The 23,260-nt window shown below is 33.6% G+C and carries 16 protein-coding genes, 1 tRNA gene and 1 riboswitch; of the genes, 10 read left to right on the top strand and 7 right to left on the bottom strand.

The features are described 5' to 3' along the window. Positions 1-10: 10 nt before the first annotated feature. The 4 genes from IW20_RS10665 to IW20_RS10650 all read right to left on the bottom strand — a co-directional run bounded on the left by IW20_RS10665 (position 11) and on the right by IW20_RS10650 (position 5,741). Positions 11-2,311 (bottom strand): glycoside hydrolase family 65 protein, encoded by a 2,301-nt coding sequence (locus tag IW20_RS10665; protein WP_035621793.1) that lies wholly within the window; start codon positions 2,309-2,311, stop codon positions 11-13. 109 nt (positions 2,312-2,420) lie between these two features. After that, positions 2,421-3,077 carry a beta-phosphoglucomutase gene (gene pgmB / locus IW20_RS10660; RefSeq protein WP_035621791.1) on the bottom strand — a complete coding sequence of 219 codons (657 nt, stop codon included), beginning with the start codon at positions 3,075-3,077 and terminating at the stop codon, positions 2,421-2,423. A 105-nt stretch (positions 3,078-3,182) separates the two neighbouring features. Next, entirely contained in the window at positions 3,183-4,532 is a 1,350-nt protein-coding gene (locus IW20_RS10655) for an MFS transporter (RefSeq protein ID WP_035621787.1), read from the bottom strand. 177 nt (positions 4,533-4,709) lie between these two features. Beyond that, on the bottom strand, positions 4,710-5,741 hold the full coding sequence (locus tag IW20_RS10650; RefSeq protein ID WP_035621785.1) for a LacI family DNA-binding transcriptional regulator: 1,032 nt from the start codon (positions 5,739-5,741) through the stop codon (positions 4,710-4,712). A 236-nt stretch (positions 5,742-5,977) separates the two neighbouring features. Between IW20_RS10650 and IW20_RS10645 the strand changes: the two genes are divergently transcribed. From IW20_RS10645 to IW20_RS10630, 4 genes are all read left to right on the top strand, one after another. After that, positions 5,978-8,959, top strand: a complete 2,982-nt coding sequence (locus tag IW20_RS10645) for a SusC/RagA family TonB-linked outer membrane protein (RefSeq protein WP_035621782.1) — start codon at positions 5,978-5,980, stop codon at positions 8,957-8,959. A gap of 36 nt (positions 8,960-8,995) precedes the next feature. Then, complete coding sequence (locus tag IW20_RS10640; protein WP_035621780.1) at positions 8,996-10,603, top strand: RagB/SusD family nutrient uptake outer membrane protein; 1,608 nt, start codon at positions 8,996-8,998, stop codon at positions 10,601-10,603. A gap of 24 nt (positions 10,604-10,627) precedes the next feature. Beyond that, positions 10,628-11,449 carry a SusE domain-containing protein gene (locus IW20_RS25335; protein WP_051885697.1) on the top strand — a complete coding sequence of 274 codons (822 nt, stop codon included), beginning with the start codon at positions 10,628-10,630 and terminating at the stop codon, positions 11,447-11,449. Between the two features lie 77 nt (positions 11,450-11,526). Next, positions 11,527-14,412: an alpha-amylase family glycosyl hydrolase gene (locus IW20_RS10630; protein WP_035621778.1), complete on the top strand. Its 2,886-nt coding sequence runs from the start codon at positions 11,527-11,529 to the stop codon at positions 14,410-14,412. Positions 14,413-14,499: 87 nt separating this feature from the next. On the opposite strand, the gene IW20_RS26935 is transcribed toward IW20_RS10630, so the two are convergent. Then, a complete protein-coding gene (locus IW20_RS26935; protein WP_035621776.1) occupies positions 14,500-14,724 on the bottom strand; it encodes a DUF6814 family protein in 225 nt (74 codons plus the stop codon). A gap of 12 nt (positions 14,725-14,736) precedes the next feature. Continuing rightward, complete coding sequence (locus IW20_RS10620; protein ID WP_035621773.1) at positions 14,737-16,230, bottom strand: MFS transporter; 1,494 nt, start codon at positions 16,228-16,230, stop codon at positions 14,737-14,739. 239 nt (positions 16,231-16,469) lie between these two features. After that, a riboswitch (cobalamin riboswitch) is annotated at positions 16,470-16,661 on the top strand. 320 nt (positions 16,662-16,981) lie between these two features. On the opposite strand from IW20_RS10620, the gene IW20_RS10615 reads away from it, so the two are divergent. Next, complete coding sequence (locus tag IW20_RS10615) at positions 16,982-18,301, top strand: DUF5074 domain-containing protein (RefSeq protein ID WP_035621770.1); 1,320 nt, start codon at positions 16,982-16,984, stop codon at positions 18,299-18,301. Between the two features lie 629 nt (positions 18,302-18,930). Here the strand turns inward: IW20_RS10615 and IW20_RS10610 are convergent. Continuing rightward, a tRNA-Phe gene (locus IW20_RS10610) sits at positions 18,931-19,003 on the bottom strand. A 100-nt stretch (positions 19,004-19,103) separates the two neighbouring features. Between IW20_RS10610 and IW20_RS10605 the strand changes: the two genes are divergently transcribed. Genes IW20_RS10605 through IW20_RS10585 form a run of 5 tightly spaced genes read left to right on the top strand, consistent with a single transcriptional unit; the run spans position 19,104 to position 23,170 of the window. Next, on the top strand, positions 19,104-19,838 hold the full coding sequence (locus tag IW20_RS10605) for a type III pantothenate kinase (RefSeq protein WP_035621767.1): 735 nt from the start codon (positions 19,104-19,106) through the stop codon (positions 19,836-19,838). After that, positions 19,831-21,084, top strand: a complete 1,254-nt coding sequence (locus IW20_RS10600; RefSeq protein ID WP_035621764.1) for an autotransporter outer membrane beta-barrel domain-containing protein — start codon at positions 19,831-19,833, stop codon at positions 21,082-21,084. The genes IW20_RS10605 and IW20_RS10600 overlap by 8 nt, the downstream gene beginning before the upstream one ends. 55 nt (positions 21,085-21,139) lie before the next feature. Then, positions 21,140-21,694 (top strand): LPS export ABC transporter periplasmic protein LptC, encoded by a 555-nt coding sequence (gene lptC / locus IW20_RS10595; protein ID WP_035621761.1) that lies wholly within the window; start codon positions 21,140-21,142, stop codon positions 21,692-21,694. 12 nt (positions 21,695-21,706) lie between these two features. Beyond that, on the top strand, positions 21,707-21,904 hold the full coding sequence (locus IW20_RS10590; protein ID WP_035621758.1) for a hypothetical protein: 198 nt from the start codon (positions 21,707-21,709) through the stop codon (positions 21,902-21,904). Positions 21,905-21,910: 6 nt separating this feature from the next. Next, positions 21,911-23,170: a hemolysin family protein gene (locus tag IW20_RS10585; protein ID WP_035621755.1), complete on the top strand. Its 1,260-nt coding sequence runs from the start codon at positions 21,911-21,913 to the stop codon at positions 23,168-23,170. Positions 23,171-23,260 lie beyond the last annotated feature (90 nt).

Raw genomic sequence — 23,260 nt, 5'->3', positions numbered from 1 at the left:
AAGCTTCTATTTATGCAATTGCATATTTTGTAGCAACTACGGTTTGGCCATTAACAACAATGGCTAAGTCGGCATCACCATCTACAGAAAACGTAGTTTCATCATGGTTTATTGATACTTTTAGAATTTGATTTCTAAAATTGATTTTAAATGAATATCCTGTCCATTCTTTTGGAATTTTTGGAGAGAAATGTAAGGTGTCGTTTTTTACACGCATTCCTCCAAAACCTTCTACAATACTCATCCAGGTTCCTGCCATCGATGTAATATGGCAACCTTCTTCTACTTCTTTATTGTAATCGTCTAAGTCTAAACGAGAAGTTCTTAGGTAGAATGTATATGCCATGTCCATTTTATCCAATGCTGCTGCCTGAATGGAGTGTACGCAAGGTGAAAGTGAACTTTCGTGTACGGTAAAAGATTCGTAAAACTCAAAATTACGCAATAGTTCTTCTTTTGTAAAATGCTCTTCAAAAAAGTAAAAGCATTGCAAAACATCGGCTTGCTTAATATATGGTGAACGCAATACGCGATCCCAAGACCATTTTTGGTTTATTGGACGTTGCGAACGGTCTAAATCTTTTACAGGAACTAAATCTTTATCTAAGAATCCGTCTTGTTGTAAGTATACATTATGTTCTTCTGAAAATGGGAAGTACATATTATTAGCTACTTTTTTCCATTCCTGAATTTCGTTTTCAGTAAGTTGTACTTTTTCGATAATTCTTTTGTGGTCAGCAGGATATTCGGCAGCAACTTTTATAATCTGTTCTTCTGCATAATCTATACACCATTTGGCAACATAATTGGTATAGAAATTATTGTTGATGTTGTTTTCGTATTCATTAGGACCTGTAACTCCTAAAATTACATATTGATTTTTGGCTGTAGAGAATGAAGCTCTTTGGTGCCAAAAACGGGCAATACCAATTAATACTTCTAATCCTTTTTCGGGAATGTAAGAGTAATCTCCTGTGTAACGGTTATAATTGAAAATGGCAAAAGCTATCGCACCATTTCTGTGAATTTCTTCATGTGTGATTTCCCATTCGTTATGGCATTCTTCACCATTCATGGTTACCATTGGGTATAAAGCTGCTCCATCTTTGAAACCCAAATTCTCTTTGGCATTTTCAATAGCTTTATCTAACTGGTTGTAACGGTATGTTAGTAGGTTACGGGCAACTTGTTGGTCTTTGGTAGCCATGTAAAACGGAATACAATAGGCTTCAGTATCCCAATATGTTGATCCGCCGTATTTTTCTCCCGTGAATCCTTTTGGTCCAATATTTAATCGGTTATCTTTTCCTGAATAAGTTTGGTTTAACTGAAAGATATTGAAACGAATTCCTTGTTGTGCTTTTACATCGCCATCGATAGTAATGTCTGACATTTCCCAAACTTTTGCCCAAGCTTCGATTTGTTCTTGTAATAATTGGTCATATCCTTTGCTTAATGCTTCTTTAATTGCTTTTTCGGCAGCAGCAAGTGTGTTGGTATGGTTTAATGAAACGGTATAACCACCAATTTTTTGTATAGATGAGGTTTGTCCTTTTGCAATGATTACACCATAAGTATATTCTACTTTATCTGATGAAGAATCTATTGTAGAAGGCGAAATGTTTATATTTTCGTTATTAGCAAAAATACTATTGTGCATAAAAGTAGTAACCTTAAAGTGCGTTTTGTAAGTCTGAGCTGTTACATAAGCTTCGTTTGTTCCTTTTTTTACTTCAAGTGGTTCCCAGAATTTTTCTTCCCAGTTGGCATCTTCATTGGTAACACCAGCATCCAAATAAGGTTTGTAAAGAATTTTTGCATCTTTATTTAATGGGGTAATTTCGTATTTGATAATACCAACTTCATCCAGATTTAAAGAAAGAAAACGACGTACATTAACGGCAATTTCGGTTCCATTTTTTAATGTTGCTTCAAATGAACGATTGTACCAACCTTCTTTCATGTTTAATTCTCTATGAAAGTTTTTTACTTCGGTGCAAGAATTTAAATCGAAAGCTTCTTCGTTAATTTCAATATTAATACCAATCCAGTTTGGAGCATTAAGTACTTTGGCAAAGTATTTTGGATATCCATTTTTCCACCAACCCACTTTGGTTTTATCTGGATAATAGATTCCGGCAATATAACTTCCCTGGAAAGTTTCTCCGGAGTATTTTTCTTCAAAATTGGCACGTTGTCCCATAGCACCGTTTCCGATACTAAAAAGACTTTCAGATGATTTGACTCTTTCAACATCAAAGCCTTCTTCTATTATTGACCAATTGTCTGGTTTTATATAATCTTGATTCATTGTTTTTAAAATTTGACAATTCGTTAATTAGAAAATGAGATAATTACGCAGTTTGAGAATTATCTAATTAGATGTTTTCTAATTCATTAATTGTTTTTGTTTGATTGATTTATTTTGTGATTAATGATTCGATGAAATTTTGATCTATTAAGGTGAAATCCTCAAAGATGTATTTTGCTTCATGCAAGACCGTTTTAGAGCCAATACCAATACTGGTCATGTTTCCAATATTGGCAGCTTGAACTCCTGCAACTGAATCTTCAAAAACGATAGAATTTTCTGGGCTTATGTTTAATAATCGTGCCGCCTTTAAGAAAACTTCTGGATCTGGTTTGGCATTTGTAACATCATTACCGTCTACGATAACATCAAAATAGGATATGATTCCTGTTTTTTCGAGTATCGGACGGGCATTTTTACTCGCTGAACCTAATGCAATAGCTTGATTTTTTTCTTTTAAAAATTGTAGAATAGGTAAAACTCCAGGAAGGATTTCGCTTTCATCCATATCTACTAAATAAGTAAGATAGTCTTCATTTTTTTGGATGAGCCATTTGTCTTTATCTTCTTGTGAAGCTTGAATGTTTCCTAATTCTAGAATAATATCTAGAGAACGTACACGACTTACCCCTTTTAAGAGTTCGTTGTGTTCGTGTGTAAAGTCAATGTTTAATGCATTTGCAATTTTTTGCCACGCTAAATAATGATATTTAGCCGTGTCAACAATTACGCCGTCTAGGTCGAATATAAACGCTTTTGTATTCATTTAATAATATGCTTATTTTGTATTTCTTTCGAAAAAGTATTTAAATTTTGATTGTAAGGAAACCACTTCTATTTCATCAGAAGGAGAAAGTTCTTAGATGAGATTTTAGATTTTAACGTCATCTACATCTTTTACTTTGTACACTAAAACTGCGGCTATCAAAAAGCTGACTCCACTTGTAATTAAGGCGTACATAGCATCACCGTTATAAAGGTATTTTACGATTGGTCCTCCGATTATTGCGTTTATTATTTGTGGAATTACAATAAAGAAGTTGAATATCCCCATGTAAACCCCCATTTTTTTAGGCGCAATAGATCCAGCCAGAATAGCGTATGGCATTGCCAGAATACTAGCCCAAGCCACACCAATTAATACCATCGAGAGGATAACCCAGTTTTCATCGGGCATGAAATAAATAGAAATTAAACCTATTCCGCCAATAACTAATGAAAGTGCGTGAGTAGATTTTCGTCCTATTTTTTTCGCAATTACTGGAAGAAAAAATAAGGCTATAATTGCCGAAACAAGATTGTAAACTCCAAAAAGGATTCCAACCCAATCCCCAGCATCTTGATAAGTCTGACTTGAATTATCGTTTAATGGTAATCCGTAAATATGATGTGCAATTGCTGGGGTACTAAATACCCACATACCGAAAAGCCCGAACCAAGAAAAAAACTGTACCCAACTAAGTTGACGCATAGTGGTTGGCATTTTTGCAAAGTCGGTAAAAATGTCTGTAAGTTTTGATTTTTCTTCAGAAGGAACATCAACTTCACTTTGAGGATCTTCAAAAAGTTCTAGTTCTTCGGGAGAATATTCTTTGGTTGTAAATAAAGTAACCAGAATAGATCCAATTAAAACAAAAGCTCCCAAAACAAAGGAAAGTGTAAGATTTAAAGGAACACTACCAGGAACGGTGCTGTTAGAAACTCCAAACCATTTGGTTAATACATACGGTAATGCTGAACCAATTACGGCTCCAAAACCAATAAGTGCTGTTTGAATACTGAATCCTGCTGTACGCTGATCTGTTCTTAGGTTGTCGCCAACTAAAGCACGGAATGGCTCCATAGCAATATTAAATGAAGCATCCATAATCATAAGCATTCCGGCTCCAACCCATAATGCAGGTAAAACAGAAATAAATATGTTTGCTTGTGGCATTAATATTAATCCAACCGAAGCTAGAATAGCGCCTACTAGAAAAAATGGTTTTCTTCGACCAAATTTTCCCCAGGTTTTATCACTATAATGTCCAATGATAGGTTGAACAATTAATCCCATTAAAGGAGCAATTATCCAAAACCATGAAAGTTCGTGTACGTCGGCACCAAAAATTTGAAGAATTCTGCTGGCATTTGCATTTTGTAAAGCAAACCCCATTTGTATTCCTAAGAAACCGAAACTCATGTTCCAGATTTCCCAAAAACTTAATTTACGCTTTTCCATTATCGTAATTTAATGAATGTACGATAAGCGCTTTGCTTATCAAAACTTAACTTATTTTTCGAAGTAAAAGTAAAAGTTTTGAGCTGGCGTAAATTTATAAATTATTTTTCTAAAGAAACAAATAAAAACACATTAAATAATTTTACTGGTTTTTTGTATGCAATTGTATTAAGGGAATTAATCTGTAGACTCTCTTTCTATAAGGTGGGTTTCAATGACTTCAGTTTTATAATTTTCTTCTTCTTCCTCGCCATCTTCGGTTTCTGATTCTAGGCGATCTATAAGCATTTTTGCAGCTTTATTCCCCATTTTGTTCCCGCTCTGGCTTACGGTTGTAATCGTTGGAGTCGAATATTTGGATATAATCCCATCAGTAAATGCAATAACAGCTAAGTCTTCGGGAACTCGAAGTCCCATTTTGCTGGCAGTTTTAATTATTGTAACGGCGAAAAGTTCGTTAACAGCAAAAACAGCATCAATAGCACGATCTTCTAATAACTGACTAATAATTATTTCGCAAGTATCTACATCTTCAATCTTAATAATAAGATCTTCATTAAAAGGTATGTCGTTGTCTAATAGCGCTTTTGTATATCCGTCGGTTCTTAGTTTTCCAACACTTACGTAATCAACAGTTGTAATTAAGGCTATTTTTTTACGCCCTTTATCAATCAAACTCTGTACGGCTTCATAAGCTGCCGATTTATCGTCGATGATTACTTTATCGCATAAAATTTCATTGGTAACCCTGTCAAACATAACAACAGGCATGCCTTGATTTATGACTTCGGTTATATGATGAAAATCGCCCTTAAATTGTGTTTCTTTAGATAATGATATGATAAAACCATCGATACTTCCGTTGGCAAGCATCTCCATGTTAAGTACTTCTTTATCAAATGAGTCATCGGATAAACATATGATAACACTGTAGCCATTTTCGTTAGCAACTTCTTCGACTCCGTTAATGACTGTAGAGAAAAAATGATGCACAATTTCTGGAATAATAATACCTATTGTTTTGGTTTTACGATTCTTAAGACTAAGTGCAATATTATTGGGTTTGTAGTTGTAAAATTTGGCGAAAGCCTGAACTTTTAATCGGGTATCTTCTCCAATTTCCAAACTGTTTCGTAGTGATTTTGATACGGTAGAAATAGATACATCAAGCTCCTTAGCAATTTGTTTAAGGGTTATTTTGCGTTTCATACTGTTGATATGGAAAAAATTGTTTTGTTAATAAAGATATGATTTATTTTTAAAAATGACAGTATTATGCCTAAAAACTTATATTAAATAGAAAGTTTTCAACACTATCACGTTTTCGTAAACCAATAAAAAATGCTATGTGTCGGGCATGTTAATAAATCCTTAATTTTGAAATTCGAAGTAAAAATAAAAGTAAAATAATCAACCAAAACTCAATTTTAATTTAAACAAAAAGTATGAAAACAATTTATAAAAAGTTGTTATTTTTATTCTTACTCCTTCCTTTTAGTGTGTTTGCTCAGAGCACATTAGATGGTGTTGTTCTTGATAAAGCGACGGGACAACCAATTCCAGGAGTAAATGTAAATGTACAAGGAGGTACCAATGGTACTTCTACAGATTTTGATGGAAAATTCCATTTATCTAATGTAAAGAGTGGTGATAAAATTGTCGCTTCTTTCATCGGATATGTTAGTGCTACTATTAGTTTTAGTGGACAAAAAAATATAAGTATTTCTTTAGAAGAGGATGCGAATCAGCTTAGAGAAGTTGTTGTACAAGTAGGTTATGGAACTGTTAAGAAAAAAGACGCAACAGGGTCAGTATCTCAAATTTCTGCTAAAGAATTTAATAAAGGAATTAATGTAACTCCGGAGACTTTAATCAGCGGGCGAATTGCTGGTGTAAATGTTGTTGGAGGAGGTGCTCCTGGAGCAAAAGCTGATATTAGAATCCGTGGAGGATCTTCATTGAGTGCTTCAAACGAACCTTTAATTGTAGTTGATGGTCTTCCTATGAGTAATGCTAAGACAGAAGGGGCAACAAGTATTTTATCTACAATTGATCCTAATGATATTGAGTCTTTTACTGTTTTGAAAGATGCTTCGGCAGCTGCGATTTATGGTTCTAGAGCAGCAAATGGTGTAATTGTTATTACTACTAAAAAAGGAACTAAAGGTGGAGTAAAAGTTAATTTTAGCTCTCAGGTTGGTATCAATACTGTGGCTAATACGGTAGATGTTTTAAGTGCAGACCAGTTTCGTACTCTTGTAAATGAAAAAGGTACCGCTGCACAAAAAGCTTTACTAGGTACAGCAAATACAAATTGGCAAGATGAAATTTTTCATACTGCTTTAACAACAAATAATAATATTTCGGTTAGCGGTGCTTTGTTTAATAAATTGCCAGTACGTTTATCTGTTGGAAATGTTGATAATCCTGGAATCTTAAGAAACACTTCTTTTGAGAGAACTACGACATCGATATCGTTAAATCCGGTTTTATTTGATAACCATTTAAAAATTGATATTACTGGAAATTTAGCCTTCGGAAAAAATCAATTTCAAGACGAAGGTCCGGTAATTAGTAGTGCGATTATGTTTGATCCAACACAATCTGTTTATCAAGAAGGTTCACGTTATGGAGGTTATTTTGAATGGTTGGAGGCAAATGGTAATGTACCATTGTTGCCAGCGAGAAATCCTGTTGCAAGATTGAATCAAGATGAGCGTAGAGCAACTTCTACCAGAAAATGGGGTAATATTAGGATAGATTATAAGCTTCATTTCTTTGAAGACTTAAGAGTTGTTGTTGAGGCTGGTATTGATAAATTTGATACTAATGGTTATACCCGAGTAAGTACGGAGAGTATTTTAGGATATCAACCTACTACATTTGATAAAGGAAACTGGACTAATTTAGGAGGGTACACTGGTTATACAGATAGTCGTCAGAATAAAAATTTAAATACTTATTTTAATTATACTAAAGATTTAGGGAAATTTAAGATTGATGCTACTGCCGGATACAACTATCAGTTGTTTCAACGTGAGGGGTATAACTCAGGTGATATCATGCGACCAAATCCGCCATCAGATGTTACTACAGATGCAGATGTTAACTTACAATCATATTTTGGACGTTTGAATTTAGGATATGATAGCCGTTATTTATTAACAGTGAATTATAGAAGAGACGGTACTTCTCGTTTTTCTAAAGAAAACAGATGGGGTAATTTTGCCGGAGGTGCTTTCGCATGGAATGTAGCAGAAGAAGACTTCTTAAAAGGAAAAGAAACACTATCTAGCTTAAAGTTAAGAGTTGGATACGGAACTACTGGACAGCAAGATATTCCTCCTGCATACGATTATTTGCAACGTGTAACTTTAGGAACGCTTAATACACAATATCTTTTTAATGGTGTTATTTACAGAGCAGCAAAACCAGAAGGATATAATAAAGATATAAAATGGGAAGATTTAGCAGAGATGAACGTAGGAGTTGATTTCGGATTTCTTAACGATAGAATAACAGGGACACTTAACTATTTTGATAAAAAATCTAGTGACCTTTTAGCAGAGATTCCAGTTCCAGATGGTGCAAATATCAGAAACCAAGGTTATAGCAATATTGGTAGTGTAAGAACAAAAGGGGTTGAGTTTAATCTTCAATCAGACATTATCAAAAATGATAAATTAACTTGGAATGTTGCTGCTAATGCAACTTATATCGACCAAAAAATATCGAATTTAGGAACTACTGTTCCAGGATTTCAAGGATATATTACAGGAGATGTTATTGCAGGTGGTACAGGAAATCAGGTGTTAATACATTCAGAAGGATTTGCTCCAAATTCATTTTTTGTATTTGAGCAATTATATGATGAAAACAAACGACCTATTCAGGGTGCATATGCAGACAGAAATGGAGACGGTGTTATAACAGATGCTGACCGTTATAAATTTCATAAACCAGCAGCAGATTATACTTTTGGATTATTCTCTACTTTAAATTATGGGCAGTTCGATTTTACAATGAGTTGGAGAGCTAGTGTTGGGAATTATATTTATGATAACGTAAGTTCTGATAAAGGGTATTTACAAGCAGGTTTAAGAAGAGATTCTGATTTGTCTAATATTAGTTCAGATTATTATAATACTGGTTTTACTACTGAAAGTAATTCAAATGGAACACAACGTAATTACTCTGATTATTATGTAAAAGATGCTTCTTTTATTAAGTTAGATAATATTGTACTTGGCTATACTTTTAATAAAACGTTACTAAAAGCAGCTTCGTTGAGGTTTACAGCTGGAGTTCAAAATGTTTTTGTTCTTACGAAATATGATGGTTTAGATCCTGAAAAATTCAACGGAATAGACAACAATGTTTATCCAAGAGCCAGAACATTCTTGTTTGGGGTAAATGCAAATTTCTAATAGTACACTGAAAAACAAAATTTTAAAATAAACAAAATGAAAATATCATTTAAATATATATCTTATTTTCTCCTATTCATTTTAGGATTGAATATGACCCTTACTTCATGTACGAGTGACTTAGATGTGAAGCCGACAGATGATGATGAGTTCCTTTCTGATGACTTTTTTAAAGATCCGGGATCATATAAACAAGTAATGGCAAAGTTATATGCAGGATTGTATGTAGGAGGAAATGATGGGGATGCTTCTCCGGATATTTTTGGTCTTGGTGGAGATTTTAGCAGTTATTTGCGATTGCTTTTTGTTACGCAAGAATTCCCTACAGATGAAGCTATTGTAGCTTGGTCTGATGATGGTTTGCCAGCTATAAATGGACAAAAATGGAGCCCTAGTAATCAGTTCTTGTATGGGATTTTCTCAAGAGCTTTTTATGAAATTAGTATTGCAAATGAGTTTTTAAGACAAACGTCAGAGGAGAAATTAGCAGAAAGAGGTGTTGATGCTAGTTTGAAAGCTGAAATTGTTAAATTTAGAGCAGAGGCTCGATTTTTAAGAGCTTTCTCTTATGTTAATTTAATGGACTTGTTTGGTAATGTGCCAATTACTACTGAGAATGATCCTGTAGGATTCTTTTATCCAGAACAAAAATCAAGAGCAGAAGTTTTTGCTTTTGTAGAATCTGAATTAAAAGATATGGATAATACTTTAGCTATTTCTGGTACAAATGAATACGGAAGAGTAGATAAAACAGCGGCTAAATTTTTATTAGCACAGATTTATTTAAATGCTAAAGTATATAGTGGGAAAGAAAGAAATAATGATGCAGCAATTGTTTGTAACGAAATTATAACAGGTTCTGCTTATAGTTTTGCAGATGTTCCATATCGTTATTTGTTTTCGGCTAATAATGACAGAAACGGAGCTCAAAGAGAAGTAATCTTCCCAATTGTTGGAGATGGTAATGCTATTAGAGCAATAGGAGGAGGTATGAGTTTTATTATTCATGCATCTATTGGTGGAAAGATGGTAGGTGCGGATCAAGGAATGGATGGTGGCTGGTCAGGAACAAGAGCAAGACCAGAATTTGTAAAATTATTTCCTGATGCAACAGCAACTGCTGATCAAAGAGGTACTTTTTATACTAACGGACAAACTCTGGATATTGCTGATTATGGAGTTTTTACTAATGGTTATGCTGTTACAAAATTTACTAATGTCAATTCTGATGGTACTGCTGCTCAAAGAAATGATATGCCAGACACGGATTTTCCTATGTATAGATTATCAGATGTGTACTTAATGTATGCTGAGGCAACACTTAGAGGGGCTGCATCTGGAAATATTGCGACATCTTTAGAGTATGTTAATAAAATTAGGCTTAGAGCTAAAGCAGGTGTTATTACAACTTCAGATTTAACACTGGACTTTATTTTAGATGAGAGAGGAAGAGAATTATTTTGGGAGTGTCACAGAAGAACAGATTTGATTCGTTTTGGAAAATTTACAGGAGGATCTAAAATCTGGCAATGGAAAGGTGGCGTTAAAAATGGTAGTAGTACAGAAGAATTTAGAGACTTGATGCCTATCCCTTCAAAAACAATTCAGGCTAACCCAACTTTAAAACAAAATCCAGGATACTAACTAATCTTATAAAAAATAAATAAAATGAAAAATATATATAAAATTTTAATCGCATTCATTGGTGTTTTAACGGTGTCTTGTAATGGAGATGATGTAGAAAACAGACCAGTAATACAACCAGTTACAGCTCCAGTTTTATTAAGTCCACAGAACGATTTTAATATTGTTCTTACAAAAGATAAAGAAAAAGAGATTGCTACAACTGTAATTTGGAATGATGCTAAGTACGATGGTACAGCAACTGTTGTAAATTATACTATTGAAATTGCAAAAGCAGGAACTAAATTTGCAACTCCTGTCGCAGTAACTACAACTACAGCTCGTTTCAAAGCTTTGACAGTTGCTGAATTAAACTCTGCTTTAGTTAACGGAGGTTTTGTAGAGAAAGAAGAAAATAGTGTTGATATTCGTATTAAAGCTACTGTAGGAATTGGTGCTGAAGCACAATATTCTAACTTCTATACTTTTAAAGCAACTCCTTATCACGTACCATTAGCAAGTTCTCATTGGTTAGTTGGAGCAGCGACTCCTGGAGGATGGTCATGGGACGGTGATGCTGAAACTGAATTCCCTTTAGTTGCAGGTCAAACTGATATCTATCAAGTAACTGTTGTTCTTAAAAGCGGAGAAGCATTTAGAGAATTTTTATCAAATGATTTTACAAGTGGAGGAAATTGGGGTGCAAGTAATAGTCGTAACTACCCATATTACTCAGGTAAAGGATATACTATTGATGCAGAATTAGAAAATGCAGGTGATGGTGATAGTAATTTTAAATATACTGGACCAACTGGATCTAGAGTTCTTAAAATTGATAATGTTGCAAAAACTATAACATTAGATTAATTTCTTAATGTAAATAATTTAAAGGCTATCTCTATGGGTAGCCTTTTTTAATACAAACTAACCAAAACCAAAAAACTATGAAAAAAACTTTACTATTATCTTTCTTTTTGTTGTGGGGTATTGTTACTCATGCACAACAAATAACAGTATCGCCTGCTGTGTTTCAGGTTAACGAACCTATAACAATTACCGCATCTTTTGCATCGCCAACTTGTAATGAAATGGGAGCAAATCCCTCAAAAGTATATATGCATGCAGGAATAGGAACTGAGGCTAACCCTTGGGCAACTGCAAAAGGAAATTGGGGTGCTGATGATGGAGTTGGGTTAATGACTAAAAACCCGAATGGAACTTGGAGTATTGTTATTACGCCAAGTATTTATTTCGGATTAACAACTATACAACAAGCAGCAGCTGTAAAAATGGGAATGGTGTTTAGAAATGCTGCAGGTTCTCAAACATTAAAACTTGCGCCTTCTTGTTCAGATTTTTTTATTAAGGTTGGGGCTTTTCAGACTACTTTGACTTCGCCACTAGAAAATAGCAATACTATTGTAGCAAGCGGAGGAAGTTTAAATATTACCGCTACAAATACAAATGGAGCTGCAAGTTATAGCTTAAAATCAAATGGAATAGTTCTGAATACTAATCCGAGTACTACTAGTTATGTATTTAATCATGCAAATATTACGGGGAATCAGAGTTATGAATTAAGTATTACTCAGAGTGGAACAACTGTTATTAAAAAATTCACTGCAATAGTTAATCCAGGAACGACATTAGCTGTAGCGATGCCTGCGGGATTAGTAGATGGAATAAATTATAATCCTAGCGATGCTACAAAAGCAACATTGGTTCTGGATGCTCCGCTAAAAGATTATGTTTATGTGGCAGGAAGCTTTAATAATTGGGTTCCTACGAGCGATTACTTAATGAAAAAAGACCCAGATTCGGGTAAGTTCTGGTTAGAGTTAACAGGATTAGTTTCGGGAGTAAACAATACCTATCAATATTGGGTTGTTGCTAATGCTCCAATGGCAAATTCTCTTTCCTTGGTAAAAACGGCAGATCCTTATTCTACTTTAGTCCTATCGCCTTTTGACGATTCAGGAATTCCAGCTACGAGTTATCCAAACATGCCCATTTATCCAGCAGGACAAGAACGTGAAGTTACTGTTTTAAAAACGGGGCAAACACCATATCCTTGGCAAGTAACAAATTTTGTTAAACCCGAAAAAGAGAAATTGGTGGTTTATGAAGTTTTAGTTCGTGATTTTGATGCAAACAGAAACTATCAAAGTTTAATAGATAAGATTGATTATTTTAAAAACTTAAAGATAAACGCCATTGAATTAATGCCAGTAATGGAGTTTGAAGGCAATGAAAGTTGGGGATACAATACCTCATTTCATATGGCTTTAGATAAATTTTATGGTACTTCGGATAAGCTTAAAGAATTTATTGATTTGTGCCACCAAAATGGAATTGCGGTTATTATGGATGTGGCATTAAATCACGCATTTGGACGTAATCCTATGGTAAGAATGTGGATGAATGACCCAGATAATGATGGTTGGGGTTCGCCATCGGCAGACAACCCTTATTTTAATACCGTGGCAAAACATAGTTATAGTGTTGGAGAAGATTTTAATCATCAGCAAGCGAGAACTCAAAACTATGTAAAAAGAGTAATCCAACATTGGGTCGAGGAATATAAAATCGATGGTTTGCGTTGGGATTTAACCAAAGGCTTCACACAAAACTGTACTGCGGGCGATGAATCGTGCACAAATAGTTTACAACAAGACAGGGTAGATGTATTAAAAAAGTATGCAGATTATTCCTGGAATCTTGATCCTACACATTATACAATTTTTGAACATTTGGGAAGTGATGCCGAAGAGCAATTGTGGGCTAATTATAAAATAAATGAAAGTCCTAGTAAAGGTATTATGATGTGGGGGAAAATGACCAATGCATACAATCAGTTGTCAATGGGATATGCTACCGAGAGTAATATCTCTAGAATGACAAGTGCTAGTCGTGGTTTTTCTGCCAATCGATTAATAGGGTATGCCGAAAGTCATGATGAAGAACGATTAATGTATAAGAATATACAATATGGTAATAGTAATAATGCTGCACATGATGTAAAAAACTTAAATGTAGCTTTATCTAGAATGTCGGCAATTGGAGCAGTTTCTTTATTAATTCCAGGTCCGAAAATGATATGGCATTTTGGCGATCTAGGTTGGGAGAGTTCTATTTTTGCATGCAATAACGGAACCGTTAATGATGATTCGGGAGCAATTCCTGGAGATTGTAAACTTGATACAAAACAACAACCACAATGGACAGGTAATTGGTTAGGGAATTCAAGCCGAAGCCAAATTTATAACGATTGGGCAAAAATGATTACCATGAAAACTGTTGAACCAGTTTTTTCAGGAGCAGTAACCGTGTCTAATACAAATTCATTAGTTCCAAATATAAAAATTACGAATGCAGCATTGGCGTCGACACAGTTAAAAGACGTGTTGATTTTGGCAAATTTTGATGTAACAACTCAAAGTGTTGCTACAGGTTTTCCTTATGCAGGAGTTTGGTATAATTTAATGGATAATACAACTATCAATGTTACTGATGTTGCAGCTACAATTGCAATTCCAGCAGGAGAGTTCAGAATTTATGGTAATAAACAAGCACTGTTGGCTATTGAAAATTTCGAAAAACCCAATGCGATTACTTTACATCCTAACCCAGTTTCGGATTATTTTACTTTAAATGTTCCAGTTTCAAGAGTAGAAGTTTATTCCTTGTCTGGACAGTTAGTGAAAAGCTTTAGCGGAAGCGGAAAAATTACTTCTGAATTTTCTGTAAGCGAATTAAATACAGGTTTGTATATCGTGAAAGCAATAGATGAAAATAACAAGATACAAGTAATGAAGTTCTTGAAAAAATAGTTTTGTTTGTTAGTTAAAAAGCTGTCTATAAGTTATTATAGGCAGCTTTTTTGCTTAAAGTAATTTTAGGAAATATAAAAATGTAATTTATTTCTTTTTGTCATACTCACCCATCAACGAAAAATACCCAAAAGTACCAAGGCCTAAAACGATTAGAGGAGTGAGGATAAATAGAATTATAATCCCGAAGACTAAATCATCCTGTTTATCGGAGACAAGTTTCGGTAATCCAAATTCAAAAATGCAAAAGTAAGCGGCTGCGATAGATAATATTATCCATAGTATTCCCAATATTCGTTTTAGTACATCCATTGTAAAAGGGGATTAAATGTGAGTGTTTTTGTCTTTATTGTCAATATAAATCATTCCGATAACAAAACATATCGAAGCTATAATAATAGGGTACCAAAGCCCATCAAGATAAAAGTCGGATTTGCCAGCTTCTTTAGAGTGAGTTACAAAATAAGTTGAGATTGCAGGAAGTAAACCACCAAAGATTCCGTTACCAACATGATAAGGCAAAGACATTGATGTGTATCTTATTTTTGCAGGAAACATCTCTACCAAGAAAGCTGCAATAGGACCGTAAACCATAGTAACGAATAAAACCTGAACAAAAACCAGAAAAATTAATGCCCATTTATCTTCAGAATTAATCGAGATTGTAGTTTGGGTTTCGTGATTCGTCTTTTCAGTATGACCTATTTGTTTAATTGTTGCAATTGTTCCGTCAGAATACTCATTGTTTGTAATAACATAATGTTCCTTTTTGTCATTGTTATCAGATTCAGTTGTATGAGTGTTCGAAATGACTTTGTTGTCTAGATTTACGGTTTCATACATTTGTTTATAAATAGGTCTGTAAAGCAAGATAGCCAGTAACATACCGCCCATCATAATATATTTACGACCTATCTTATCGCTGAGCCACCCAAAAACGATAAAAAACGGAGTGCCTAGTAACAATGCAATTCCTAGTAAACCATCTACTTGAGAAGATTCGATATTCATTACCGTTTTCATAAAACTCATAGCGTAAAATTGTCCGGTGTACCAAACTACACCTTGTCCCATTGTTGCCCCAAATAAAGCAAGTAATACAAACTTTAGGTTATACCTGTTTCCGAAACTTTCTTTTAGAGGATTTACGCTTATGCTTCCTTCCTTTTTAGCTTTAGCAAAAACAGGAGATTCATCCATATTTTTTCGTATCAGATATGAAACTCCTACCATTACGATAGATACCCAAAAAGGAACACGCCATCCCCAAGAATCAAATGATTCAGTCGAAAGCGTACTTTTTGTGATTAAAATAACCATCAAAGAGATAAAAAGCCCAACAGTTGCTGTAGTTTGAATCCACGAAGTCCAATACCCGCGTTGTCCTACAGGAGCATGTTCGGCAACATAGGTTGCAGCACCACCATATTCTCCGCCAAGCGCAAGACCTTGTAATAATCGTAAAATCAAGACTAATACCGGTGCTAAAAAACCGATAGTATCATAACTCGGAATGCAACCGATTAAAAAAGTAGAACATCCCATTAATAGCAGAGTCGCCATAAAAGTATATTTTCTTCCAATTAAATCTCCAAGGCGCCCAAAGAATAAAGCGCCAAAGGGTCTAACAACAAAACCTGCTGCAAAAGTGGCTAATGTCGCCAAGAACGATGCTGTTGGATTATCTGATGGAAAGAATTTAGTCGAAATAACAACCGCTAAACTTCCGAAAATATAAAAATCATACCATTCTATCATCGTCCCCATAGAAGAGGCCGAAATAACTTTCCAAATTCCTTTTGTAGATGTATTACTCATAAAATGAATGTGTTTTTAATGGTAAATAAAAGTATAAGGTGATGTTTTACGAATATATGAGATATTTTTTTATTTGGTTGGTAATTTTTTAACAAAAGGGAGTTATTTGTTGATTTAACATTTTTCAATAAATCAAAGCTTGGTAAATCAGAATGGATTATAGTTTGCAGATATACTTAAGGCTTTTAAGCTAAAGAACTATTGCTTTGTTACGATAGAAAACACTAGTTTTGCACTTCAGATTTTAAACAAAAAATGGTTGTCATATCAATACGATATTGACATTAAAAGGGAATTTGGTGTAAATCCAAAACTGTCCCGCAGCTGTAAGCTCATTAACCGAAACCCTTTAATACGTCACTTTTCATTTAGAAAGGGAAGGCTGGGTGTAGGGAGTAAGTCAGAAGACCTGCCGTTTTTATAGTAATAAATAGCTTTCGGGGATTGAAGCTTGAGTTAAGAACAATACTTTTCACTTTGTGTGATAATGGTATTGTTTAGCTATTCTATTCTCGTAAGCCAAAAATGGAATTTATGAGATTTTTTTTCTGCAAATATGATATCGTAAAAGCAATCTTTTCTTGTGCGCTTCTCTTTTCGATATTTTCTTTTTCTCCACTAAAAAAATCATTACAAAGTATCGTTTTACAATATGCTGTGCTTTTACAAAAGTTTATTTATACAACTTTTGTAAGGGTAAATTGTATTTCGATTTAAAGGTTTAAGTAATATAATTTTTAAATATTTAATAATGAAAAACCAATTTTTTTTCAAGCAATTAATTGCAATTGCCGCTTTGATGATGCTGACATTTTCGTGTAATAATGATGACGATTTTACAGAACCTCCTGTGATAAAAGGCGCACAGCAATTAAAAGATACTTTAACCATTGGGAAAACACTTCAATTAAGCTCAAAATTAGCAGATAGAAAAAATGTTTCTTTCGAATGGGCTGTAGACGGAAAAGTAGTAGGATCTGATTCTACTTATATTTTCAAACCAGAAACAAGAGGGGATTTTAAAATCACAATGACAGCCAAAAATGATGGCGGAAAAGTTTCTCTTACTTATGATATCCATGCATGGGGAGCATATGAAAATGGTTTCTTTATGATAAACGAAGGATGGTTTGGTCACGGAACAGGAACGGTAGGGTTTTATAGATACGATACAAGAGCTATAGAAGACAGTGTTTTTGTAAAAGTAAATCCAGATAAAGATTTAAAACCAGCATCGTCTACATTAGAATTTGGAACCATCATTAATAAAAAACTGTTTTTAGTTTCTAAAGTTGGCGGACCTGTTGTAGTGGCTGATGCTTATACATTAAAAGAAGAAAAAAGAATCGCGGCTAAAGGAGGAAACGATTGGCGCGCAGTAGTAGGTATTGATGAAAATCAAGCTCTTTTAACTTCTGGCAAAGGGATATTTAAGCTTAATCTTAATACGATGGAGGTGAATGGACAAATTGAAGGCGTTACAGGTCAGGTCGGAGATATTGTTAAGGCAAATGGTTATATTTTTGCATTGTCAGCTTCAAAAGGGATTATTGTTATAAATGCTTCAACATTGGCAGTCGAAAAAACTATTCCGGGTATGGTTTTAGGATTTGCTGTTACCGATGATAAAAAAGTATGGGCAGCTGGAGGTAAAAATCTTATAAGTATAGATTCAAATACTTTAGAAGTAAAAGAAATTGCATTAGGATTCCAGGCTTACGGAAGTTGGGGAGCATGGCATCCAGGATCTATTACGGCTGCTAAAAATGATGTTTTTATTGCTAAAAACGGAAGTTTTAGTGGTGGAAAAGAAATTTACAAATACACAGGTACTCCAGAGTCATTGGCTACGCCATTTATTACATTAACAAATTCAAATATCTTGTACGGTGCAGGAATTGGTTATGATCGAAAGAAAAATGCTTTGGTGGTAAATACATTAAATTCAGGTTTTGGAGTGAATTTCTCTATAAATAATCTTTATTTATTTAATGCTGACTCAGGAGAAAAAACAGCATCTGTAAATTTTTCAGGATATTATTTCCCTGCAGTTTCTGTGTTTCATCAATAATTTTTTTGTTTTTTAACCGCAAAAAGAATTTTACCGCAGAGTTCGCAAAGTAAAAAACAGAATGGTTCGCAAAGCTTTATCATAAGGCTTTGCGAGCTTTTTTTTTAGCCACAGATTATATAGATTAAAATGATTTTAAAAATCTGTAAAATTCTTTAATGTGTGGCTATTCTTTTTTTGTCTTACGAATCTTTTGGGTATATTATTACCTATCCCAAGGTTGAAACCTTGGGCTGTATTTGAAAATAACAGGAATTAAGATTTATATTATGAACATAGCCAACGGTTTTAACCGTTGGAATCCAATATTGGTAAGATTTATTAGTTTGTTTGCTGTAAAGCTTATAAAGTAAGAAACGTAAAGTTCGCAAAGCCTCATCATAAAGCTTTGTGAACTTTGCGTTTTTGAACATATTCTTAAGTAAAAAGTCTTAGCGATCTTTGTGTTTAGTTTTTTCGCCACAGATTAAAAAGATTAAAAGGATTGAAAAGGTTGCTGCGAATTTTTTTACCGCATACTTTGCGAACCTTTGCGTAAATCTTAGCGCTCTTTGCGGTAAAATTCTTTTGAAAATAAAACCAGGAAAGTATTAAAAACAAAAAACCCGAATATTACTATTCGGGTTTCGTGGTACCTCCAGGGATCGAACCAGGGACACATGGATTTTCAGTCCATTGCTCTACCATCTGAGCTAAGGTACCGTGCTTGTTGCGGGTGCAAATATAGAATGTTTTTTAGTTTCTCCAAAACAATTTTAAAAAAAAATCAATTCGTATCTTCGCATTCGTAAAGTAAGAAGCTATGGTTTTAACAATCGATGTTGGGAATACTCGTATTAAGGGTGCTGTTTTTGAGAATGATACTGTTTTAGAATTCTTCATTTTTGATAAAAATGAACTCCAAATAAAAATTAAAAAAATTTTAAAAAAATTTGAAAAAGTGACCGATTTGGTTGTCGCTTCTGTCGGAAATGTCGAAAAAGAGTCTTTTTTGCATTTTAAAAATGACGTAAATGTTTGCTTTTTGACAAATGAAGATCATTTTCCTTTTAAAAATAATTATGCTACACCAAAAACGTTAGGAATTGATCGAATTATTCTTGCAAGTGGAGCAACATTACAATATCCTAAACAAAATAGATTGGTTATTGATGCAGGAACTTGCATTACATACGATTTTGTCGACGAAAATGATAACTATTTAGGGGGAGCTATTTCCCCAGGGTTGCGATTACGATATGAAGCGCTTCATAATTATACAGCAAAACTTCCGTTATTAACTTTTGAAGAGCCTAAATCTTATGTAGGAAATTCTACGCCCGAGTCAATGCATTCGGGGGTTGTAAACGGATTCGTCTATGAAATAGACGGTTTTATCGATCAATACAAAGAAGACTATTCAAACTTTATAATAATTTTAACGGGTGGTGATGCACTTTTTTTGGCTAAACGATTAAAAAATACCATATTTGCCAATTCAAATTTCTTATTAGAAAGTTTGAACCAAACATTTCAATATAAAATCAACAATGATTAAAAAAATTATAATAAGCGCTTGCTTACTTTTGTCATTCGTCTCTTTTGCTCAGCAAGGAACAGCTTCTCCTTATTCTTTTTACGGAATTGGAGATGTAAGATTTAAAGGAACTATCGAAAACCGCTCTATGTCGGGTGTTGCAGTTGAGCAAGATAGTATTCACATGAATTTAGAGAACCCTGCGAGTTACGCAAATCTTAAACTTACAGCTTTTACAATAGGGGGAACATATAATTCAAGTACATTAAAAACAGATACTGAATCGGCAAAAGCACAAAGAACAGCTTTAGATTATTTAGCTGTAGGTATGCCACTAGGAAATAAGTTTGGAATAGGTTTTGGATTAATTCCATATTCATCTGTAGGATATCAAATCGAATCACTTGCTATAAATACAGGAGATAATAATAAAAGATTTGATGGTTCAGGAGGATTGAATAAAGTTTATTTAGGGGTTGCTTATAAAATCAAACCTAACTTTAGCATTGGTGCAGATATGCATTATAACTTTGGAAAGGTGGAAACTACTAGTTTAGAGTTTGTTACCGATGTTCCAGTTGGGACAAGAGAATTAAATACAACTCATTTATCTGGAGTTAATTTTAATTTGGGAGCAATGTACCAATATAAAATTAATAAAAAATTATCTTTCTATAGTAGCGCAACATATACGTTACAGAGTAAGTTAAACTCTGAAAACGTAAGAAACATATCTACAGGAATGTTAGGTTCTGGACTTAACTTTAGTGTTATTGATCCTGGAACAGATCAAAATTCTAAGGTAGATGTAAATATGCCGTTTAAACTTGCTTTAAGTGCAGGTGTTGGACAGTCAAGAAAATGGTTAATTGGAGGGAAAGTTTCTTATCAAAATGCAGTTGATCAATCAAGTACTTATAATGCTGCGTCAAACGTAGGGTACGGTAAATATGCAAGTGCCAGTATAGGAGGTTACTATATTCCTAACTATAGTTCTTTTGCAGGTTACTTTAACAGAGTTACTTATAGAGGAGGTCTTAAATTCGAGAAAACTGGTTTAATTATCAATGGAGAGCGTATAAATGATATAGGACTTACTTTAGGAGCTGGATTTCCAATTTCTGGAACATTTTCTAATATTAACTTCGGAATGGAGTTCGGAAAAAGAGGAACTACATCTGCAGGTTTAATTCAAGAAAATTATGCTAATTTTAGTCTTGGATTCTCATTAAACGATAAATGGTTCGAAAGAAGCAAGTTTAATTAATCCAGATTATAGATTACAAACTCTGATTTAGAGTTTAATTTACCTTATTTAGCGAATGAATTTACTTAGAACATATAGCGTCATTCCTGGGCTTGTAATTTTTATTGCAATGTTTTTTCTAGGGTGCGAAAGCAACTTTAAGGATGTACAAAGAAGTAATTTTACAGAGTTTGTCCCTGCCAGTGATGCTGATAATGTTAATATAAAATATACCGACTCAGGACTTATTTCAGGAATTTTAATAAGTCCAAAGATGTTGGATTATTCTAATGTCTCATTTCCATTTACCGATTTTCCAAAAGGTATAGATGTGACTTTGTATGATAAAAAACGTAAGCGCACTTATGTAACATCAAATTATGCTATTTCGTACAAGCAAACTTCTATCATTGATTTGCAAGGGAAAGTGAAAATCACAACAGACGATGGTCAGATGTTAGAAACAGAACAGTTGTATTTTGATCAAAAAAATGAATGGTTTTATACCGAAAGAAAGTTTAAATTTACAGATGTAAAAGGAGTTTCTTATGGTCAGGGAATCGATTTTAGTAAAGACTTTAAAATAATAAACTCTCAACGAATAAACGGAGAGATACAAACCGAAGAATAAAAAACAATAATTATGGGTTACTTAAAATATACACAATACGCTTATCTAGTAATTGCAATTCTGTTTATTTATGATGCAGTAATGAAAATTAGCGCAGGTGAAGAGACTCCTTGGTTAAGTTTTTTAATTGCTGGAATGGGAATTTTTATGTTCTTTTTCAGAAGAAAATTTTCTAAGAAGTTTGAAAATCAGAATCCTAATAAAAAGTAATCAAAAATGGAGATTAGTATTATAATAGTTTGCTTAATACTATCGGCCTTCTTTTCGGGTATGGAAATAGCATTCATATCCTCAAACAAAATTTATCTTGAGATTGAAAAAAAGCAAGATAACTTTTTGTCTAAAATCCTTACTAAGCTTACCGAAAAACCTTCAAAATTTATAGCTGCAATGCTTATTGGTAACAATATTGCATTGGTTGTTTATAGTTTTTTTATGGGAGATTTACTTTTAAAAGTAATAATTAAATTTGGGTATCATTTCTCAGATGTTACTAGTTTAATTGTTCAAACAGTGATTTCTACTTTTCTAGTTTTAATCACGGCAGAGTTTTTTCCAAAGGTGTTTTTTCAGATTTATGCAAATTCTTTAATTAAGTTTTTTGCTGTACCAGCGTATTTTTTCTACTGGCTTTTTTATTATATCTCTACATTCTTTATTTGGATTTCAGATTTTATACTTCGTAGATTTTTTAAAACAGAAGGAGATCAAGTGCAGCTTTTTTTTAGTAAAGTTGAACTTGGGAATTATATTACCGAGCAAATGAGTACGGTAGAAGATGATGAAGAAGTTGACTCAGAGATACAAATATTTCAGAATGCATTAGAGTTTTCGGGTGTAAAAGCTAGGGATATCATGACGCCTCGTACTGAGATTGATGCCGTAGAACTTTTTGATTCTGTTGCAGAGCTTAAAGCATTATTTGTAGAAACAGGATATTCTAAGATTTTGGTATATCAGAATTCTTTAGATGATATTTTGGGTTATGTGCATTCTTTTGATTTGTTTAAAAAACCTAAAACTATAAAGTCGGTATTGATTCCTGTGGAATTTGTTCCAGAAACGGTTTATATAAAAGATGTTTTGAATTTGCTTACTAAAAAGCGAAAAAGCGTTGCTGTTGTTCTAGATGAATATGGAGGAACTTCGGGTATAATAACTGTTGAAGATATTGTAGAAGAGTTGTTCGGGGAGATTGAAGACGAGCATGACTTGGATGAGGAATTAATAGAAAAAGAATTAGGTGAGGGGAAATATATTTTCTCCACTCGATTTGATGTTGAATATCTTAATGAGACCTATAAATTAAATATTCCCGAAAGTGATTCTTATGGTACATTGGGAGGTTTTATCGTAAATCATACCAAAGAAATTCCTCAGGTTGGGGAAGAAATTACCATCGAAAACTATCATTTTGTGATAGAAGAGGCAACAAATAAGAAAATAGAATTAGTAAAAATGACTATTAGAGAGTGATATTTTTTTAGAAAAGTAAAAATTCTTGCAAAATAAATTGCTAGTAGTATTATTATTAACTAGATAATTGTATTTTCGCAAACTGAATAT

The organism is Flavobacterium hydatis, assembly GCF_000737695.1.
GTDB classification, from domain to species: domain Bacteria; phylum Bacteroidota; class Bacteroidia; order Flavobacteriales; family Flavobacteriaceae; genus Flavobacterium; species Flavobacterium hydatis.
Note: the sequence above shows the minus strand (reverse complement) of the source record. Positions and strands in the feature narration are given on the sequence as shown.

Excerpts from the sequence above, each read along its gene's own strand:
- IW20_RS10665 (WP_035621793.1), bottom strand. The coding sequence starts at position 2,311 with ATGAATCAAGATTATATAAAACCAGACAATTGGTCAATAATAGAAGAA.
- pgmB (WP_035621791.1), bottom strand. The coding sequence starts at position 3,077 with ATGAATACAAAAGCGTTTATATTCGACCTAGACGGCGTAATTGTTGAC.
- IW20_RS10590 (WP_035621758.1), top strand. The coding sequence starts at position 21,707 with ATGGGTTACTTAAAATATACACAATACGCTTATCTAGTAATTGCAATT.
- IW20_RS10620 (WP_035621773.1), bottom strand. The coding sequence starts at position 16,230 with ATGAGTAATACATCTACAAAAGGAATTTGGAAAGTTATTTCGGCCTCT.
- IW20_RS10605 (WP_035621767.1), top strand. The coding sequence starts at position 19,104 with ATGGTTTTAACAATCGATGTTGGGAATACTCGTATTAAGGGTGCTGTT.
- IW20_RS10600 (WP_035621764.1), top strand. The coding sequence starts at position 19,831 with ATGATTAAAAAAATTATAATAAGCGCTTGCTTACTTTTGTCATTCGTC.
- IW20_RS26935 (WP_035621776.1), bottom strand. The coding sequence starts at position 14,724 with ATGGATGTACTAAAACGAATATTGGGAATACTATGGATAATATTATCT.
- IW20_RS10655 (WP_035621787.1), bottom strand. The coding sequence starts at position 4,532 with ATGGAAAAGCGTAAATTAAGTTTTTGGGAAATCTGGAACATGAGTTTC.
- IW20_RS10630 (WP_035621778.1), top strand. The coding sequence starts at position 11,527 with ATGAAAAAAACTTTACTATTATCTTTCTTTTTGTTGTGGGGTATTGTT.
- IW20_RS10650 (WP_035621785.1), bottom strand. The coding sequence starts at position 5,741 with ATGAAACGCAAAATAACCCTTAAACAAATTGCTAAGGAGCTTGATGTA.
- lptC (WP_035621761.1), top strand. The coding sequence starts at position 21,140 with ATGAATTTACTTAGAACATATAGCGTCATTCCTGGGCTTGTAATTTTT.
- IW20_RS10615 (WP_035621770.1), top strand. The coding sequence starts at position 16,982 with ATGAAAAACCAATTTTTTTTCAAGCAATTAATTGCAATTGCCGCTTTG.
- IW20_RS25335 (WP_051885697.1), top strand. The coding sequence starts at position 10,628 with ATGAAAAATATATATAAAATTTTAATCGCATTCATTGGTGTTTTAACG.
- IW20_RS10640 (WP_035621780.1), top strand. The coding sequence starts at position 8,996 with ATGAAAATATCATTTAAATATATATCTTATTTTCTCCTATTCATTTTA.
- IW20_RS10585 (WP_035621755.1), top strand. The coding sequence starts at position 21,911 with ATGGAGATTAGTATTATAATAGTTTGCTTAATACTATCGGCCTTCTTT.
- IW20_RS10645 (WP_035621782.1), top strand. The coding sequence starts at position 5,978 with ATGAAAACAATTTATAAAAAGTTGTTATTTTTATTCTTACTCCTTCCT.